This is a genomic window from Pseudonocardia kujensis (assembly GCF_021283305.1).
GTDB lineage: Bacteria > Actinomycetota > Actinomycetes > Mycobacteriales > Pseudonocardiaceae > Pseudonocardia > Pseudonocardia kujensis.
Map to the genome: position 1 here is coordinate 98,980 of NZ_JAJSOK010000004.1, position 17,004 is coordinate 115,983.

17 protein-coding genes are annotated in these 17,004 nt (G+C 74.8%); 11 read left to right on the forward strand and 6 right to left on the reverse strand.

Going from position 1 to position 17,004, the window contains the following annotated elements:
* The first annotated feature begins 39 nt into the window (after positions 1 to 39).
* Entirely contained in the window at positions 40 to 870 is an 831-nt protein-coding gene (gene prcA, locus LWC35_RS04620) for a proteasome subunit alpha (protein ID WP_232868617.1), read from the forward strand.
* A 66-nt stretch (positions 871 to 936) separates the two neighbouring features.
* Here the strand turns inward: prcA and LWC35_RS04625 are convergent, their stop codons facing one another.
* From LWC35_RS04625 to LWC35_RS04640, 4 genes are all read right to left on the reverse strand, one after another.
* Positions 937 to 1,299: a VOC family protein gene (locus LWC35_RS04625; RefSeq protein WP_232868618.1), complete on the reverse strand. Its 363-nt coding sequence runs from the start codon at positions 1,297 to 1,299 to the stop codon at positions 937 to 939.
* Between the two features lie 25 nt (positions 1,300 to 1,324).
* Complete coding sequence (gene fdhD, locus LWC35_RS04630; RefSeq protein ID WP_232868619.1) at positions 1,325 to 2,152, reverse strand: formate dehydrogenase accessory sulfurtransferase FdhD; 828 nt, start codon at positions 2,150 to 2,152, stop codon at positions 1,325 to 1,327.
* Positions 2,153 to 2,209: 57 nt separating this feature from the next.
* Entirely contained in the window at positions 2,210 to 2,977 is a 768-nt protein-coding gene (locus tag LWC35_RS04635) for a methyltransferase domain-containing protein (protein ID WP_232868620.1), read from the reverse strand.
* Between the two features lie 88 nt (positions 2,978 to 3,065).
* Positions 3,066 to 3,854 (reverse strand): diacylglycerol/lipid kinase family protein, encoded by a 789-nt coding sequence (locus tag LWC35_RS04640; protein WP_232868621.1) that lies wholly within the window; start codon positions 3,852 to 3,854, stop codon positions 3,066 to 3,068.
* A gap of 42 nt (positions 3,855 to 3,896) precedes the next feature.
* Here LWC35_RS04640 and pafA point away from each other — a divergent pair, with 42 nt between their 5' ends.
* Positions 3,897 to 5,258 (forward strand): Pup--protein ligase, encoded by a 1,362-nt coding sequence (gene pafA, locus LWC35_RS04645; RefSeq protein ID WP_232868622.1) that lies wholly within the window; start codon positions 3,897 to 3,899, stop codon positions 5,256 to 5,258.
* A 67-nt stretch (positions 5,259 to 5,325) separates the two neighbouring features.
* Here pafA and LWC35_RS04650 read toward each other — a convergent pair whose 3' ends face one another.
* Positions 5,326 to 5,574, reverse strand: coding sequence for a hypothetical protein (locus LWC35_RS04650; RefSeq protein WP_232868623.1), 249 nt, complete (start codon positions 5,572 to 5,574; stop codon positions 5,326 to 5,328).
* A 217-nt stretch (positions 5,575 to 5,791) separates the two neighbouring features.
* On the opposite strand from LWC35_RS04650, the gene LWC35_RS04655 reads away from it, so the two are divergent.
* The 8 genes from LWC35_RS04655 (at position 5,792) to LWC35_RS04690 (ending at position 14,691) form a co-directional block, all read left to right on the forward strand.
* Positions 5,792 to 6,781, forward strand: a complete 990-nt coding sequence (locus LWC35_RS04655; protein WP_232868624.1) for a helix-turn-helix transcriptional regulator — start codon at positions 5,792 to 5,794, stop codon at positions 6,779 to 6,781.
* Between the two features lie 22 nt (positions 6,782 to 6,803).
* Positions 6,804 to 7,802 (forward strand): helix-turn-helix transcriptional regulator, encoded by a 999-nt coding sequence (locus LWC35_RS04660; protein WP_232868625.1) that lies wholly within the window; start codon positions 6,804 to 6,806, stop codon positions 7,800 to 7,802.
* Positions 7,802 to 7,987 carry a hypothetical protein gene (locus tag LWC35_RS04665; protein WP_232868626.1) on the forward strand — a complete coding sequence of 62 codons (186 nt, stop codon included), beginning with the start codon at positions 7,802 to 7,804 and terminating at the stop codon, positions 7,985 to 7,987. Before LWC35_RS04660 ends, LWC35_RS04665 begins: the two co-directional genes overlap by 1 nt.
* 61 nt (positions 7,988 to 8,048) lie before the next feature.
* Positions 8,049 to 8,354: a Sec-independent protein translocase subunit TatA gene (tatA, locus tag LWC35_RS04670; protein WP_232868627.1), complete on the forward strand. Its 306-nt coding sequence runs from the start codon at positions 8,049 to 8,051 to the stop codon at positions 8,352 to 8,354.
* A 61-nt stretch (positions 8,355 to 8,415) separates the two neighbouring features.
* A complete protein-coding gene (gene tatC, locus LWC35_RS04675; RefSeq protein ID WP_269803608.1) occupies positions 8,416 to 9,345 on the forward strand; it encodes a twin-arginine translocase subunit TatC in 930 nt (309 codons plus the stop codon).
* A gap of 80 nt (positions 9,346 to 9,425) precedes the next feature.
* Positions 9,426 to 12,191 carry a DEAD/DEAH box helicase gene (locus LWC35_RS04680; protein WP_232868629.1) on the forward strand — a complete coding sequence of 922 codons (2,766 nt, stop codon included), beginning with the start codon at positions 9,426 to 9,428 and terminating at the stop codon, positions 12,189 to 12,191.
* 200 nt (positions 12,192 to 12,391) lie between these two features.
* The gene (locus LWC35_RS04685) at positions 12,392 to 13,267 is read left to right on the forward strand and encodes a DUF4333 domain-containing protein (RefSeq protein WP_232868630.1); all 876 of its coding nucleotides are present in this window, start codon (positions 12,392 to 12,394) and stop codon (positions 13,265 to 13,267) included.
* Positions 13,268 to 13,362: 95 nt separating this feature from the next.
* Positions 13,363 to 14,691 (forward strand): GNAT family N-acetyltransferase, encoded by a 1,329-nt coding sequence (locus LWC35_RS04690; RefSeq protein ID WP_232868631.1) that lies wholly within the window; start codon positions 13,363 to 13,365, stop codon positions 14,689 to 14,691.
* Between the two features lie 128 nt (positions 14,692 to 14,819).
* Here LWC35_RS04690 and LWC35_RS04695 read toward each other — a convergent pair whose 3' ends face one another.
* A complete protein-coding gene (locus LWC35_RS04695) occupies positions 14,820 to 15,770 on the reverse strand; it encodes a 5'-3' exonuclease (protein WP_232868742.1) in 951 nt (316 codons plus the stop codon).
* 103 nt (positions 15,771 to 15,873) lie between these two features.
* On the opposite strand from LWC35_RS04695, the gene LWC35_RS04700 reads away from it, so the two are divergent.
* Positions 15,874 to 17,001 (forward strand): M24 family metallopeptidase, encoded by a 1,128-nt coding sequence (locus LWC35_RS04700; RefSeq protein WP_232868632.1) that lies wholly within the window; start codon positions 15,874 to 15,876, stop codon positions 16,999 to 17,001.
* Positions 17,002 to 17,004 lie beyond the last annotated feature (3 nt).

Sequence of the window (17,004 nt, forward strand, 5' to 3'; positions counted from 1 at the left end):
CCACCCGGCCAGCACGATGAGATCCAGGAGCGTCCCCCGATGACGATGCCCTTCTACTCCTCCGTCGACCAGCTGCTGCGCGACCGGTCGGAGCTCGCCCGCAAGGGCATCTCCCGCGGCCGCAGCGTCGTGGTCATGACCTTCTCCGGCGGCGTGCTGTTCGTCGCCGAGAACCACTCGACCGCCCTGAACAAGGTCTCCGAGATCTACGACCGGATCGGCTTCGCCGCCGTCGGCCGGTACAACGAGTTCGAGGGCCTGCGCACCGCCGGCATCCGGCTCGCCGATTCCCGCGGCTTCTCCTACGACCGGCGCGACGTCACCAGCCGCTGGCTGGCCAACACCTACGCGCAGTTCATCGGGGCCGCGTTCGTCGAGCAGCAGAAGCCCTACGAGGCGGAGATCTGCCTGGCCGAGGTCGGCGAGACGCCCGACGGCGACCAGCTCTACCGCATCACCTACGACGGCTCGATCACCGACGAGCCGCAGTACGTGGTCATGGGCGGCACGACCGAGCCCATCTCGGCGAAGCTCAAGGACGTCTACGACGGCGGGCACGACCTCGGCGAGGCGCTGGCGTCCGCGCTGGAGGGTCTGCAGGTCCCCGGGTCGGGCCCCGGCAACGGCACCGAGGCCCGCGTGCTCGGCGAGAAGGCGCTCGAGGTGGCCGTGCTGGACCGCAGCCGGCCGGGCCGCGCCTTCCGCCGGATCACCGGGCCCGTGCTGCGCAACCTGCTGCCGGCCGCGAACCGTGGCGAGGCGGCCGACGAGCCGAACGTCCGCGGCGGCGACGACGCCCCGGCCGCCGGTGGTGTCCTGCCGGAGAACGGCACCACGGGCGGCTCGGGCAAGCCGCCGTCGCTGAACTGAGCGTTCGACCCGGCGCCGGTCCATCCTCGTGGTGGGCCGGCGCGGTCGTCCTCGGGGCCGTCCGGCTCAGGAGTAGGTGCGTAGCTCCACGCCGTTGCCGTCCGGGTCGGTCAGGTAGATGCCGCGGCCCTGGCCCCGCGCCCCGAACAGGTCCTTCGGTCCCGCGACGCCGTGCTCGGCGGCGAGGGCGTCGAGATCGGCCCCGGTCACGAGCAGGGCGAAGTGCCCCACGTTGGTGCCGGTCCGCTCGCCGCGCTGGACGTCGATGATCGTCCCCTCGGACACCCGCAGGGAGGCGAACGGCACCTCGCCGCGCCGCCACTCCTCGAGCCGTTCGGGCGCGAGCCCCAGGGTCTCCCGGTACCAGGCGAGGAGCCGCTCGGGGTCCTCCGTCACCAGCACGATGTGGTCCAGCCCGTCGACGCGCATGCCGCGAGGGTAGGGCGGCCGGCGCCTACAGGGCGAGACGTTCCGGGTGCGTGTAGACGTTGCCCGCGCCGCCGCGCAGGAACCCGACGAGGGTGAGGCCGGCCTCGTCCGCCAGCTCCACCGCCAGTGACGAGGGCGCCGACACCGCGGCCAGCACGGGCACCCCGGCCATCACGGCCTTCTGCACCAACTCGAACGACGCCCGCCCGGACACCTGCAGCACGGTGCCGGCCGCCGGGACCCGCCCCTCGAGCAGCGCGTGCCCGAGGACCTTGTCGACGGCGTTGTGCCGGCCGACGTCCTCGCGGGTGACCAGCAGGGTGCCGTCCGGTTCGAACAGCCCGGCCGCGTGCAGCCCGCCCGTCGAGTCGAACACCTTCTGGGCCTCGCGCAGCCGGTCCGGCAGCGTGCCCAGGACCTCCCAGGGCACGCGGACCGGGTCGTGGGCGGGGGAGAAGCGCGACTTGAGCTTCACCGCGTCGAGCGAGGCCTTCCCGCACACCCCGCAGGAGGAGGTCGTGTAGAAGTTCCGCTCGACCGAGGTGTCCGGCGGCTCGACGCCCGGCGCGAGGGCCACGTCGAGGACGTTGTAGGTGTTGCGGCCGTCCGCGTCGACCGAGTCGCAGTAGCGGGCGGTCAGCAGGTCGGTGGCGGCGCCGACGACGCCCTCGGTGAGCAGGAAGCCGTGGGCGAGCTCCACGTCGTGCCCCGGGGTGCGCATGGTGACGGTGAGCGGCGCTCCGTCGACCCGCAGCTCGAGCGGCTCCTCCGCGGCGAGGGTGTCCGGGCGGCGGCGCTGCGTGCCGTCCGCCGCGATCCGCAGCACGGGCCGCCGCGCGGTGAGCCTTCCCATGCCACCAGCGTACGGAGCCGCGGGGGCCGCCGCCCGGTTCGGTCGGGTGCGCGTGCCTCACTCCCGCACGGCGAGCACGCAGAAGCGGTTCATGCTGAAGAAGTAGTCGCCCCCGCGGACGTCGGCGAGCCACGCCTCGGCGTCGGCGACGGTCAGGCCCCGGCGGTTCGCGACGTACTGCGCGATGGTGCGGGCGATGAGGGCGCTGTAGGTGTCCTCGTCGAGGCCCGGGTTGAGAAGGGGGACGGCGGCCTGGGCGGTCACGCGGAACCCGGCGTCGGCCAGGTGCCGGGCCCACACCGCGGGCAGGTGCGGGTGCACCAGGTGCTCGTCCCAGGCCGCCATGACGCGGGCGTGCCGGGCCCGGTCCGCGACGTGCCAGACCACCGAGTCCCAGTCGGTGTCGAGCAGCAGCACGCGCCCGCCCGGCCGGACCACCCGGTGCAGCTCGGCGAAGGCCTTCGGGATGTCCGGGACGTACTCGTAGACCTGGGTGGAGACGACGGCGTCGAGGTCGCCGTCGGGGTAGGGGAGCGACTCCGCGGTGCCCAGGGCGAGGGTCACGGCAGGCAGCGCCCCCGCCCGGCGTGCGGCCAGGGCGTTCATCGCCGGGCTCGGGTCGATGCCGCGGGCGGCCCCGTCCGGTCCGACGGCGGCGGCGAGGTCCTCCAGCAGGAACCCGGGCCCGGAGCCGACGTCGAGGATCCGCTCGCCCGGCCGTGGCGCGAGCAGGGCCAGGACCTCGGCGCGCTGCCGGACGATGTCGGGGGTCGCGTAGACCCGCTCGATCTCGCGGGCGCCTTCCTCGTCGAACGCGAGCGTCATCGGTCCTCCCCGGGGATGCCGGGGTGGGTCGGACCGGATCGGGCGGGCATTACGCCGGCCCCGGGCCGCGTCGGGGGGCAGGCGCGGGTCAGCCCTGGAACGGCCGGTCCCGCCCGGTCCAGCGCTCCTCGTCGCGCCGGTAGACCGGGATCGGGTCCTTGGCGACCCGGAAGGTGTACCGCCCGGCCTCCTCGACCACCTCGCCGTCCGTGGCGAGCATGCTCGGCACGGCCAGCTCGACGTCGAGCTCCGCGGTCTCGAGCTGGGTGTAGACGCGGCTGTGCCCGAGCGCACCGAGGATCAGGGCGGCGACCACCCGGAGCCGGGAGAAGGCGACGTCGGCGCGCAGCCACCGGACGTCGAGCAGCCCGGAGTCCAGGGTCGGCCGCCAGGCGGGGACCATGCCGCGCGGGTGGTACGGCCCGTTGCCGACGAAGAGGAACCACACCAGGTGCCAGCGGTCGCCGACCCGGACCCGGACCTTCTCCGACCGGCGCAGCACGGTGACCAGCGCCGCGGCGAAGGCCGGCCACTTGCCCCACCGCGGCTGCCACCTCTCGCGCAGCCGGACCAGCTCGGGGTAGGAGCCGATGCTGGCGGTGTTGAGGAAGTACCGGGTGCGGATGACCTCGGGGTCCGCGGGCTCGTCGCCGATCCCGGGGTGGGCCTCGACCAGCGCCAGGTCCACCGCCACGGCCTCGCCGGCCCGGGTCGCGTCGACCGCCTCCTGCAGGTCGTAGACGCCGACGTCGCGGGCGAAGTGGTTGAGCGTCCCGGCGGGGACCACCACCAGCGGCAGGTGGTGTCGGTCGGCCGCCGCCAGGCCTCGATCGAGGCGGCGGGATTTCAGGGCGACTCGCCGGAACCAGTCGGTCACAGGCGTGACCTTATGGGCCTTCCTGCGCTTACGCTGTGAGACATGCAGCGTCGGATCTTCGGGGTCGAGACCGAGTTCGGGGTCACGTGCACCTTCCACGGCCAGCGCCGGCTCTCGCCGGACGAGGTCGCGCGGTACCTGTTCCGGCGCGTCGTGTCGTGGGGCAGGTCGTCCAACGTGTTCCTGCGCAACGGGGCGCGGCTCTACCTCGACGTCGGCTCGCACCCGGAGTACGCGACGGCCGAGTGCGACACGCTCACCGGGCTGGTCGCGCACGACAAGGCGGGCGAGCGGATCCTCGAGGACCTGCTGGTCGACGCCGAGCGCCGGCTCGTCGACGAGGGCATCGGCGGCGACATCTACCTGTTCAAGAACAACACCGACTCCGCGGGCAACTCCTACGGCTGCCACGAGAACTACCTGGTGGCCCGGCAGGGCGAGTTCGCCCGGATCGCCGACGTGCTGCTGCCGTTCCTGGTCACCCGCCAGCTCATCTGCGGTGCGGGCAAGGTGCTGCAGACCCCGCGCGGCGCGGTCTACTGCCTGTCCCAGCGGGCCGAGCACATCTGGGAGGGCGTCTCCAGCGCCACCACGCGCTCCCGGCCGATCATCAACACCCGGGACGAGCCGCACGCCGACGCCGAGCGCTACCGCCGGCTGCACGTGATCGTCGGCGACTCGAACATGGCCGAGACCACCACGCTTCTCAAGGTCGGCACCACGCACCTGGTGCTGGAGATGATCGAGGCCGGCGTCCAGTTCCGGGACTTCACCCTGGACAACCCGATCCGCGCGATCCGCGAGATCAGCCACGACCTCACCGGCCGGCGCACCGTGCGGCTGGCGGGCGGGCGCGAGGCCAGCGCGCTGGACATCCAGCGGGAGTACCACGCCCGCGCCGTCGAGCACCTGCGCCAGCGCGGCAGCGAGGACCGCACGCTGGAGCGGGTCGTGGAACTGTGGGGCCGCACGCTCGACGCCGTGGAGACCCGGAACTTCTCGCTCATCGACCGGGAGATCGACTGGGCGATCAAGTACCGGCTGGTCGAGCGCTACCGCAACAAGCACGACCTGGACCTGTCCAGCGCCCGGATCGCCCAGCTCGACCTCGCCTACCACGACATCCGTCGCGGTCGCGGGCTGTTCGACATGCTGCAGCGCAAGGGCCTGGTCGAGCGGGTCACGGACGACGGCGAGATCGAGGTCGCCAAGGACACCCCGCCGCAGAGCACGCGGGCCAAGCTGCGCGGCGACTTCATCGCCGCCGCCCAGGCCGCGGGCCGTGACTTCACCGTCGACTGGGTGCACCTCAAGCTCAACGACCAGGCGCAACGGACCGTGCTGTGCAAGGACCCGTTCCGCTCGGTCGACGAGCGGGTGGACCGGTTGATCCAGTCCCTCTGAGCTCCGGCACTCCACGGACGGACGGACCCGTCGCCCTCGGGCGGCGGGGCCGTCGTCACGTCGGCCTCTACTCGATGCCCGGCATCATCTTCCTCCGCAGGGCGAGCAGGTCGTCCTGGATCGGCTTGGCGGCGGGCCCGGCGTGGTCGGGCGCCGGCTCGATGCCCAGGGCGTGCAGGAGCGCCTCGGCGGCCTGCTTCGGGTCGCCGGTCTCGCCGAGCACGGGGTGCAGCCCCTGGTCGGCGAGATGGTGGAACACCAGGTTCACGACGCTCCACGGGTTGAAGGTCTCCGGCTGGCCGGCGTCGTGCGTCATCGCGGTGGGCCTCCTCGTGCTGTGCCGTGCGTCACCGGAAGCCTCTGCCGCGGTGATCGCCGGGTCAAGGCCGTGCGGTGTCGCTTCCTGAGACACCGCCGCGACACCGCCCCGGCACCGTGGCCGCGCCCCGGTCCCGTTCACCCGACCGCGGTCCGACGTGCCGAGATTCCGCGGGTGCCCGCGCCGTTCGAACAGCTGGTCGTATGCTGCCCCCGTGTCCTCCGCCCGCGCCGAGCGCCTGGTCAACCTGGTGCTCTGCCTGCTCTCGACGCGGCAGTTCCTGACCGCCGAGCGGATCCGCGCGACCGTGCCCGGCTATGCCGACGCCACGAGCGACGAGGCCTTCTTCCGCATGTTCGAGCGGGACAAGACCGAGCTGCGCGAGCTGGGCGTGCCGCTGGAGACCGGCCGCACCTCGGCGTTCGACACGGTGGAGGGCTACCGGATCGCCCGGGGCGACTACGAGCTCGGCGAGATCGACCTCGACGCCGAGGAGGCCGCCGCCGTCGCGCTGGCCGGGTCGCTGTGGGACTCGCCCGAGCTGTCCGGGGCCGCCCACGGGGCGCTGCGCAAGCTGCGGGCCGCGGGGGTGGAGGTCGACGAGACGCGTGGCTCGGTGCAGCCGCGGGTGCGGGCGGCCGAGCCGGCGTTCGCCCCGCTGCTCGCGGCCGTGCAGGCGGGCCAGGCGGTGACCTTCGACCACCGCCGCGGCGGGCCGACCGGCGAGATCGCCCGGCGGACCGTGGAGCCGTGGGGCGTCGTGTCGTGGCGGGGCCGCTGGTACCTCGTGGGCCACGACCGGGACCGGGCGGACGTCCGCTCCTTCCGGCTGTCGCGCATCCTCGAGCCGGTCAAGACGGTGGGCGAGCCCGGCGAGGTGACCGTGCCGCCGGGGACGGACCTGATGGCGTCGATCCGCCGGACGTTCGACTACGGGCCCGTCACCGGTACCGCCCGCGTGTGGGTGCCCGAGGGGCATGCGCACGGGTTGCGGCGGCTCGGCACCGTCGTCGGAGCGCGGGAGCGGGACGGACGCGCGGGCGATGTGCTGGAGATCGAGCTGCGCAACGAGCGCACGGTGGCCCGCTGGCTCGCCGGCGCGGGCCCGGACGTCGTGGTGCTCGACCCGCCGGGCCTCGCCGCCCACGTCCGGCGGCTGTGGGAAGGAGCGCTCGCCGCGCACGCGGGGGAGCCGGTCCGGTGAGGCGTGTCGTGGGGGGTGCGGCGTGAGCGGGGTCGCGGACCGGCTGCCGCGGCTGCTGTCGCTGGTGCCGTACCTGCTGGCCCGGCCCGGGATCCCGATCGCCGAGGCCGCCGCGGACTTCGACATCACCCCGCGGCAGCTGCGCCGCGACCTCGAGCTGCTGTGGATGTGCGGCCTGCCCGGGTACGGGCCGGGCGACCTCGTCGACCTCTCGTTCTCCGGCGACACGGTGAGCGTGACCGAGGACGCCGGGATGCGCCGCCCGCTGCGGCTGACCACGGCGGAGGCGACCGCGCTGCTGGTGGCGCTGCGGACGCTGAGCGAGGCGCCCGGCGTCGTCGACACGGCGGCCGTGCGCCGGGCCACCGCGAAGATCGAGCGGGCGGTGGGCGACGCCGGGGTGGCCACCGTCGCCGTCGATCTCACCCGCGAGGAGGAGGCCACCGCCGCCGCGGTGCGCGGGGCCCTCGACCGCGGGCGGGCGCTGCAGATCGTGTACTACACGGCCGGGCGGGACGCGGTGTCGCGCCGGACCGTCGACCCGATGCGGCTGCTGCTGGTCGAGGGTCGCGGGTACCTGGAGGCCTGGTGCCGGCGCGCGGAGGGCGTGCGGCTCTTCCGGCTGGACCGGGTCGAGGAGGTCACCGAGCTCGCGGAACCGAGCGCGCCGCCCACCGACGCCGAGCCCACGGACGTCTCGCACGGGCTGTTCTCGCCCAGCGAGGAGCACCGCACCGCGGTCCTCGAGGTGGCGCGCGAGGCCCGGTGGATCGCCGAGTACTACCCGGTGGACGAGGTCGTCGAGCACCTCGACGGGTCGGGCGCGGCGCGCGTGCGGCTCCGCTACGCCGACCCGGCGTGGCTGGTCCGGCTGGTGCTGGGTCTCGGGGGCGGCGCCCGGGTGCTGGAGCCCCCGGAGCTCGCGGCCGTGGTGGCAGAGCGGGCCCGGGCGGCCCTGGCGGCCGCCGCCACGGCGGGGACGACGCCGGGGACGACGGACGAGGGAGCGGGGGAGCGCTGATGGGGCTGTACTGGGTGCCGGTGCTACTGGGCGCGGCGGGGATCGTGCTGCTGCTGGCGGTGGCGGTGGTCTGCCTGGCACATGTGCGGCGGTTCGTGCACGCCGCACGGCAGGAGCGCCGCCGCGCCGGGGAGGCCGTCGTCCCGCTGCAGGTGGCGGCCGCGGAACTGCGCGCCCGCCGCTGACCGTGCTCGGGGCGCCCGTGCGTACTATCGGGGCGAACCGGTTCCGTCGAAAGGACTGCTCATGCCGAGTCTCGGCGGGTGGGAGATCGTCATCCTCGTGGTGGTGGTGCTCCTGCTGTTCGGCGCCAAGAAGCTGCCCGACATGGCCCGCTCCGTCGGGCAGTCCGCCCGCATCTTCAAGGGCGAGATGAAGGGCATGAAGCACGACGGGAAGACCGAGGAGTCGGCGAAGCAGGAGCCCCCGGCCCAGCTCCCGCCGGCACAGCTCCCGCCGGCACAGGGCACCACCGGCAGCACCGGGACCGCGGCGGCCGAGCCGCCGCGCCCGGCCGAGCAGCCGGCGGAGCAGCGCGAGCACCAGCAGTAGGGCTTCGCTCGACGTGGTGAAGCTCAGCCTCCGTCGGCGGCCGAAGAACCCCGACGGCACGATGACGCTCGTCGAGCACCTCTACGAGCTGCGCAACCGTCTCGGCATCTCGCTGCTGGCGATCGCGGTCACCACGATCGTCGGCTACATCTGGTTCGAGGTCGGGTTCTTCGGCGCACCGAGCCTCGGTGCCCTGCTCAAGGAGCCGTACTGCTCGCTGCCCGCCTCGTCGCGGGCCGTGTTCACCGCCGACGGGTCCTGCACCCTGCTCGGCACCGGGCCGTTCGACCAGTTCATGCTGCGGCTGAAGGTCGGTGCGGTCGCGGGCATCGTCCTGGCGTGCCCGGTGTGGCTGTACCAGATCTGGGCGTTCATCGTGCCCGGGCTGTACCCGAAGGAGCGCAAGTTCGCGCTGATCTTCGTCAGCACCGCCGCCGTGCTGTTCGTCGCGGGTGCGGTGCTCGCCTACTTCGTCGTCTCGCAGGGCCTGGCGTTCCTGCTGACGATCGGCAGCGAGGTCCAGACCACCGCACTGACCGGCGAGAGCTACTTCGGGTTCGTCATCGCGCTGCTGCTGATCTTCGGCGTCAGCTTCGAGATCCCGCTGCTCGTGGTGATGCTCAACCAGATCGGGATCCTGAGCTACGAGCGGCTGCGGAAGTCGCGGCGCGGGATCATCTTCGGCCTGTTCGTGTTCGCCGCGGTCGCCACACCCGGACAGGACCCGATCTCGATGACGGCGCTCGCGCTGGCGCTCACGCTGCTGTTCGAGCTCGCCATCCAGATCGCGCGGGTGCACGACAGACGCAAGGCGAAGCAGCGCAAGGCCGAGGGCTGGGACGACTGGGACCCCGACGCGCCGTCCCCGATCGACACCACCCCGAGCGCGGTCGACGGTCCGAGCAGCATCGACGGACCGGGCCCGGTCCCGGCGCCCGCCCCCGTGCACAGCCCGGAACCGAACGCCCGCAACGTCGACGACGTGACCTGAGCGCGGATCCGCCCGGTCGTGAGCGGGGTAACGGACCCGTCCGACGGCGGAGTGTCGGTGTGGTGTGACAGCCTGGGCGGGTGGCCAGCAGCACACCGGCCCCGGCCGAGGCGTACGCCGCGGCCCGGGCCCGCGCCGCGCATCCGCGGCTGAGCGAGTTCGCCGGGTCCCTCCCCTTCGATCTCGACGGGTTCCAGCGGGAGGCGTGCGAGGCGCTCGAGGACGGGCACGGCGTGCTCGTCTGCGCGCCGACCGGCGCGGGCAAGACCGTCGTCGGCGAGTTCGCCGTGCACCTGGCCCTGGCGCAGGGCCTCAAGTGCTTCTACACCACGCCGATCAAGGCGCTGTCGAACCAGAAGTACGCCGACCTGGTCGAGCGGCACGGGGCCGCGGCCGTCGGCCTGCTCACCGGCGACACCAGCGTGAACGGGGACGCGCAGGTGGTCGTGATGACCACCGAGGTCCTGCGCAACATGATCTACGCGGGCTCGCGGTCGCTCGACCAGCTCGGGTTCGTCGTCATGGACGAGGTGCACTACCTCGCCGACCGGTTCCGCGGCGCGGTGTGGGAGGAGGTCATCCTCCAGCTTCCCGAGCACGTCGCGCTCGTCAGCCTGTCCGCCACGGTCAGCAACGCCGAGGAGTTCGGGGACTGGCTGGTCGCCGTGCGCGGCGACACGGCCGTGGTCGTCGACGAGGTGCGGCCGGTGCCGCTGTGGCAGCACATGATGGTCGGCAACCGGCTCTACGACCTGTTCGCCGAGCGGGCCGGCGAGCTCGCCGTCGATCCCGAGCTGCTGCGGCAGACCCGCGAGCTCACCCGCCAGGACAACATGGCGACCTGGGTGACCGACGGCCGCCGCGGCCGCTCGTCGGGCCCGGGCCGGAGCGGTCCACCGCGCTCCCGTGGCGGGATCCGGCCGACCTCGCGGGTCACGGTCATCGACCGGCTCGACCGGGCGGCCCTGCTGCCGGCGATCACCTTCGTGTTCAGCCGCGCGGGCTGCGACGCCGCGGTGGGGCAGTGCGTCCGGGCCGGGCTGCGGCTCACCACCGAGGTCGAGGTCACCGAGATCCGGCGGATCATCGAGAAGCACACCGGCGACCTGCCGCAGGCCGACCTCGCTGTGCTGGGCTACTGGGAGTGGCGCGAGGCGCTCGAACGGGGGATCGCGGCGCACCACGCGGGCATGCTGCCGGCGTTCAAGGAGACGGTCGAGGAGCTGTTCGTCGAGGGCCTCGTGCGCTGTGTGTTCGCGACCGAGACCCTGGCGCTCGGGATCAACATGCCGGCGCGCACCGTCGTCCTCGAGCGGCTGGTCAAGTACAACGGCGAGGCCCACGTCGACCTCACCCCGGGCGAGTACACCCAGCTCACCGGGCGTGCCGGGCGGCGGGGGATCGACGTCGAGGGGCACGCCGTCGTCATCTGGCAGCCGGGGGTGGACCCGGAGCACGTCGCCGGGCTCGCCTCCACCCGCACCTACCCGCTGCGCAGCTCCTTCCGCGCGGACTACAACATGACGATCAACCTGGTCGAGCGGCTCGGCATCGAGCAGGGCCGCGAGCTGCTGGAGCAGTCGTTCGGGCAGTTCCAGGCGGACCGGTCGGTCGTCGGGCTGGCGCGGCGGATCGAGCGGAACACCGAGGCGCTGCGCGGCTACGCCGAGTCCATGCAGTGCCACCTCGGCGACTTCGCCGAGTACGCCCGGCTGCGCCGCCAGGTGTCCGACCGGGAGAAGGCACTGCGCCGGCAGGGCTCCGCCGAGCGGCGCCAGGAGGTGACGGAGTCGCTGCTCACGCTCCGGCCGGGCGACGTCATCGCGGTGCCGGGCGGGCGCCGGGCCGGGCTCGCGGTCGTCCTCGACCCGCCGGGCGACCACGAGGACCCGCGGCCGCTGGTGCTCACCGAGGACCGCTGGGCGGGCCGCCTCTCCGCCGCCGACTTCCCCGTCGCGGTGAGCACGCTCGGCCGGATGCGGCTGCCGAAGCGCGTCGACCACCGCTCTCCGCGGGTCCGGCGCGACCTGGCCTCGTCGCTGCGCAACACCGGCATCGTGCCGCCCACCCCGCAGCGGAAGCGGCGCGGTGGCGGCGCCGCGGACGATCCGGAGCTCGCGACCCTGCGCCGCGCGCTGCGGTCCCACCCGTGCCACGGCTGCGACGACCGCGAGGCCCACGCCCGCTGGGGCGAGCGGTACGCGCGGCTGGAGCGCGAGACCGAGCAGCTGCGGCAGAAGGTCCGGGCCACCACGCACTCGCTCGCCCGCGGCTTCGACCGGATCCGCGCGCTGCTCACCGAGCGCGGCTACCTCGACGGCGAGACGGTCACGGACCACGGGCACCGGCTGTCGCGGCTCTGGGGCGAGTCGGACCTGCTCGCCGCCGAGTGCCTCCGTCACGAGGTGTGGGCGGGCCTGGAGCCCGCCGAGCTCGCCGCGGTGGTGTCCGCGCTGGTCTACGAGTCGCGCCGGGACAACGCCCCGGTGCCGCGGGTCCCGCAGGGCGCGGTCACCGAGGCCCTCGCCGACACGGTGCGGATCTGGGCGGAGCTGGAGCAGGACGAGCGCCGGCACAAGATCGACCGCACCCGTGAGCCGGACCTCGGCTTCGCCTGGCCGATGCACCGGTGGGCCCGCGGCGAGTCGCTCGCCCAGGTCCTCGAGGCCGCCGAGCGCAACGGGCAGGAGCTGTCCGCGGGCGACTTCGTCCGGTGGGCCCGGCAGGTGCTCGACCTGCTCGAGCAGATCGCCTCGGTCGCCGGGAAGACCGAAGGCGTCGGGCGCACCGCGCGCCGGGCGGCCCGCGAGGTCCGCCGAGGGGTCGTGGCGGCGGGAGTGGGCTGACCGGCGGGACTCGACGTCCAGCCGCGGTCGCAGCGAGCGCACCCGCGGTCGAGCGCCGGACGCGAGCGGTGACCGGCCGCGACGGCGCGTCGCGGTGTGCTTGGATCGTTGCCCTGGCGGGCCTCTGCCGGGCCTGCCCGGCGCCCGGCGACACGAACACGCACCAGGGCACGGAACGCAGAACGGACGGAAGGTCGGCGATGAGCACCCCACGGGACCCGCACGGCGACACGGACCGGGGCCACCGGGCCGCCGGCGGCGAGGGCGACGCGACCGGGCCGGACCCGTCCGCCGAGGCGGACCGCGCCGACCGGTACGGCGCCACCGGCGCCGACACGGCCGCGGTCGGGAACGGCGACGGTGCAGGTGCCGGGACGGACGACGCCGCGTCGAGCACCGTGCCGCACACCGGGCGGTCCGGGTGGGACTTCACCCGGGGCGCCGAGGCCGACCCGCCCACCCCGGCCTACGGCTCCCCGGCCGTCGCGCCCGCCTCCGGTTGGAGCTCCGCCGGCCAGGGCGAGGGGCCGGACCGGGACCCGGCCGGAACCGCGGCGTGGGATCCGGCCGCGACCACACAGGACACGTCCTGGAGCCCGGAGGCCGACCGCGCCGCCGCGCACGGCGGCTGGGACCCGGCGGGCGACCGCACCGCCGAGCACGGCGGCTGGGACCCCGCGGGCGCCGGCATCCCGGGCGCGGCCTCGGCGACCTCGACCCTGCCCGGCGGGGAGGGCCGCGCCGCACGCCGCCGCGGGCGGTCGGGCGGCGGCCGGACGCTGATCGCCGGCGCGGCGCTGCTGGCGGTCGTGCTGGCCGTCCTGGCCGTGACCGCGTTCTGGAAGCCGGGCTTCCTCGTCACCGAGGAGTTCGATCAGCAGGCCCTCCAGGCCGGGGTCACCCGGATCCTCACCCAGGACTACGGCCTCGGCGCCACGGGCGTGAGCTGCCCCGAGGGCCAGAAGGTCGAGGCCGGCTCGACCTTCAGCTGCACCGCGAACGTCGACGGCGAGAACGTCGAGGTCCCGGTCACGGTCCTCGACGACCAGGGCACCTACCAGGTCGCCCGCGTCTGACCCGCGTCTGACCCGCGGCCGCGGACGGCGGCCGGACCTCGGCCGCTCCCGATTTCGGGTGACAGGAGGCGGTCCGGGGCCGAGGATCGGCGATCGTGAGCACGACCGGTACCGATCCCCGCGAGCCCGGGACCGACAGCCCGCGCCCGCCCGCAACCCCGGCCGGCGCGGAGGTGCGGGTGCTGGAGCCCGGCGAGTTCCGCTCGGCGCACGCCCTCTTCGGTGCCGCCCTCCACGCCGGTGGCCCCGTCGACGACGAGCACTGGGCCCGCACCCGGCTGTCCTACGCCCCGGGCCGCACGTTCGGCGTGGACCTGCCCGCGGGCACGCTCGCCGGGACCGCGATGAGCTTCGGGTCCGCGCTCACCGTGCCCGGCGGGGCGCGGGTGCCGATGGCGGCCGTCACCCGCGTCGGCGTCCGGGCCGACCGGACGCGCCGCGGCCTGCTCACCGCGCTCATGCGCGAGCAGCTGTCCGACGCGGCCGACCGGGGTGAGGTCGCCGCGACCCTGCGGGCCAGCGAGGCGCGCATCTACGGCCGCTTCGGCTACGGCGTGGCGAGCCGCGGCCGGAACCTGCGGGTGACGGCCGGGGCGCGCTTCCGCGTCGGCGCCCCCTCGGGCGGCGAGGTCCGGTTGCTCCACCCCGAAGAGGCCGCCGGGATCCTGCCACCGCTCTACGCCCGCATCCTGGCCGACACGGCACGCGCCGGGCCGATCGTGCGCGACGAGGGCTGGTGGGCGCACGTCCTGCGTTCCCGGCGCAGTGACGACCAGGCCCGGGGGATCGCGGTGCACACCGGCTCCGGTGGCGACGACGGCTTCGCCACCTGGACCGTGCGCCAGGACGGCACGGACTTCGGCGAGAACGTCCTCGAGCTGGCCGACCTGCACGCCGCGACCCCGCAGGCCACCGCGGGGCTCTGGCGCTTCCTGCTGGGCATCGACCTCCTCCGGGCCGTCTCGGCGCACCTGCGCCCCCTGGACGAGCCACTGGACCTGTTCCTCGAGGACCCGCGGGCCTGCCGCACCACCGGCGTCGGCGACGAGACATGGCTGCGGCTGCTCGACGTGCCGGCCGCGCTCGCCGCCCGCAGCTGGGGCGAGACGGCGGGTGAGCCGCTCCGCCTCCGCGTGCACGACGCCCTCTTCCCGGCGAACGACGGCGTACACCTGGTCGGCGGCCGCGCGTCCGGCTCGAACGGCGCGGACCCCGCCGATCCCGCGCCGGCCGGGGACGGCCCCGCCGACCTGGAGTGCGACGTCGCGGGCCTCGCGATGGCCTACCTCGGCGACCGGCGCCCGTCCGAGCTGGTCGCGAGCGGCTGGTGGACCGCGCACGACGGGGCCGCCGTCGGCCGCGCCGACCGGCTCTTCGCGGCGCCCGGGCCGGGCAGCGTGCCGTGGTGCGGGACCTTCTTCTGACCACCCCGGCAGGGCCGGCCACGGCGCCGACCGCCGTACCGACCGCGGCGCCGACCGCCGTGCCGACCGCAGTGCCGACGGCCGCACCGAGGGCACCGGTCGTCGAGCGGTGCCCGGCGGGCCGGGCCTCAGCCCTTGAGCGCCGCCACCAAGCGGTCGACGGACCCGCCCAGACCCCAGCGCTCGGCCAGCGCGGCGAGGGCACCGGCGTCGGCGGGGGAGTCGGGCAGGACGTCGGAGCGCGAGAGCTCCACCGGCGCGTCCTGCACCACCCGGACCACGGGCTCGACGACGGCCAGGTAGTCCGTGGCCTTGGCGAGCTTGCTCCGCACGCTCGCGGCGAGCCGGCTGTCGCCGGGGTCCGCCACGGCCGCGACCAGTTCGGCCCACGAGCCGAACCGCCCGACCAGCGTGGCGGCCGTCTTCGCCCCGACCCCGGGCACGCCCGGCAGCCCGTCGGAGGGGTCGCCACGCAGCATCGCCATCTCGGCGTAGGCCTCGCCGGCCCGGTCCCGCGGCACGCCGTACTTCACGGCGACCTCCGCCGGACCCAGGAGCTCGGCCTTGGCCAGACCGCGACCCACGTACAGCAGCCGCACGGGCGTGGGCTCCTCGCGGACGATCTGCATGAGGTCCCGGTCCCCGCTGACCCCGACCACCGGGTCCGTGGACTCACGGTGCGCCAGCGTGCCGATCACGTCGTCGGCCTCGTGGCCCTCGGCTCCGCCGGTCGCGATGCCCGCCGCGGCCAGGACGTCGAGGATGATCGGCACCTGCGGCGCGAGGGTGTCCGGCACCTCCTCGGGGATCCCCGCGGGCGCGGTGTCCGGCCCGCTGCCGGGCAGGGAGCCCTCGATGCGGTGCGCCTTGTAGGAGGGCAGGGCCTCCACGCGGAACGCCGGCCGCCAGTCGAGGTCCAGGCACGCCACGAGCCGGGCCGGGCGGTGCTCGGCGACGAGCCGGGCGATCATGTCGGTGAACCCACGGACGGCGTTGACCGGTGTCCCGTCGGGCGCGGTGATCGACTCGGGCACGCCGTAGAAGGCGCGGAAGTACATGCTCGCGGCGTCGAGCAGCATCAGCGAGCCGGCGGGGGCCTGCGGGGCCGGGTGGGGTGCCGTCACGGTGAGCCAGCATGCCAGGCGGGGGCGACGCGCAGCGTGAGCGCCCTAAGCTCGCCGCATGAGCCACGCCGTCCCCACCGAGCTGCTCGCCGACCGGTTGCGCCGGGCCGGCGAGGTCGCCGCCGAGCAGGGCGCCGACGTCCTCCTCATCACCCCCGGCACCGACCTGCGCTACCTGGTCGACCACGCCGGCGAGTCCCACGAGCGGCTCACCTGCCTCGTGCTCCCGGCCGCCGGTCACCGGGCGCCGCCCGCCCTGGTCGTGCCGCGGCTGGAGGCCCCCGGGTTCGACGTCGCCACGCTGGAGGCGCTCGGCGTGGAGGTCCTGACCTGGACGGACGGCGAGGACCCCTACCTGCTCGTCTCCGACCTGGCGGGCGGCCCGACCCGGATGGCGGTGGCGGACGGGATGCCGGCGCGGCACGTGTTCGGCCTGCGGGACGCCTTCCCCGACGTGCGGCAGTCCCTCGCCGGGCCGGTCCTGCGCGAGCTGCGGATGCGCAAGGACGCCGCGGAGGTGGCCCAGCTGCGCGAGGCGGGTGCCGCGATCGACCGCGTGCACGCGCGGATGGGCGAGATCCTCAAGCCCGGCCGCACCGAGGCGCAGGTCGGTGCGGACATCGCGGCCGCGATCGTGGCGGAGGGGCACACCGAGGCCGCGTTCGTGATCGTCGGCTCCGGGCCGAACGGCGCGAGCCCGCACCACGACGTGTCCGGCCGGGTCATCGAGCCGGGCGACGTCGTGGTCGTCGACATCGGCGGCCCGCTCGCCAGCGGCTACAACTCCGACTGCACGCGCACGTACGCGGTGGGGGCGGAGCCCTCGGCGCAGGTCCGTGAGACCTACGCGGTGCTGCAGGAGGCGCAGGAGCGCTCGGTCCAGGCCGTGCGCCCGGGGGTCACGGCGGAGTCGGTCGACGAGGCGGCGCGCGGCCCGATCACCCGGGCCGGCCTCGGACCGCGCTTCCTCCACCGCACCGGACACGGCATCGGGCTGGACGTGCACGAGGAGCCCTACATCGTGGGCGGCAACGCGCTGACCCTCGAGCCGGGTATGGCCTTCAGCGTGGAGCCCGGCATCTACCTCGACGGCGCGTGGGGCGCCCGTATCGAGGACATCGTGGTCGTGACCGAGACGGGCGTCGAGCGGCTCAACAACGGGCCCCGGGACCTGGTCGTCCTCTGACCG

Coding starts and splice junctions, on each gene's coding strand:
- LWC35_RS04650 (WP_232868623.1), bottom strand. CDS start 5,574: ATGACGCACGACGCCGGCCAGCCGGAGACCTTCAACCCGTGGAGCGTC.
- LWC35_RS04635 (WP_232868620.1), bottom strand. CDS start 2,977: ATGACGCTCGCGTTCGACGAGGAAGGCGCCCGCGAGATCGAGCGGGTC.
- LWC35_RS04665 (WP_232868626.1), top strand. CDS start 7,802: ATGGGGCTGTACTGGGTGCCGGTGCTACTGGGCGCGGCGGGGATCGTG.
- fdhD (WP_232868619.1), bottom strand. CDS start 2,152: ATGGGAAGGCTCACCGCGCGGCGGCCCGTGCTGCGGATCGCGGCGGAC.
- pafA (WP_232868622.1), top strand. CDS start 3,897: ATGCAGCGTCGGATCTTCGGGGTCGAGACCGAGTTCGGGGTCACGTGC.
- LWC35_RS04700 (WP_232868632.1), top strand. CDS start 15,874: ATGAGCCACGCCGTCCCCACCGAGCTGCTCGCCGACCGGTTGCGCCGG.
- prcA (WP_232868617.1), top strand. CDS start 40: ATGACGATGCCCTTCTACTCCTCCGTCGACCAGCTGCTGCGCGACCGG.
- tatC (WP_269803608.1), top strand. CDS start 8,416: ATGACGCTCGTCGAGCACCTCTACGAGCTGCGCAACCGTCTCGGCATC.
- LWC35_RS04695 (WP_232868742.1), bottom strand. CDS start 15,770: ATGCTGCTCGACGCCGCGAGCATGTACTTCCGCGCCTTCTACGGCGTG.
- tatA (WP_232868627.1), top strand. CDS start 8,049: ATGCCGAGTCTCGGCGGGTGGGAGATCGTCATCCTCGTGGTGGTGGTG.
- LWC35_RS04685 (WP_232868630.1), top strand. CDS start 12,392: ATGAGCACCCCACGGGACCCGCACGGCGACACGGACCGGGGCCACCGG.
- LWC35_RS04625 (WP_232868618.1), bottom strand. CDS start 1,299: ATGCGCGTCGACGGGCTGGACCACATCGTGCTGGTGACGGAGGACCCC.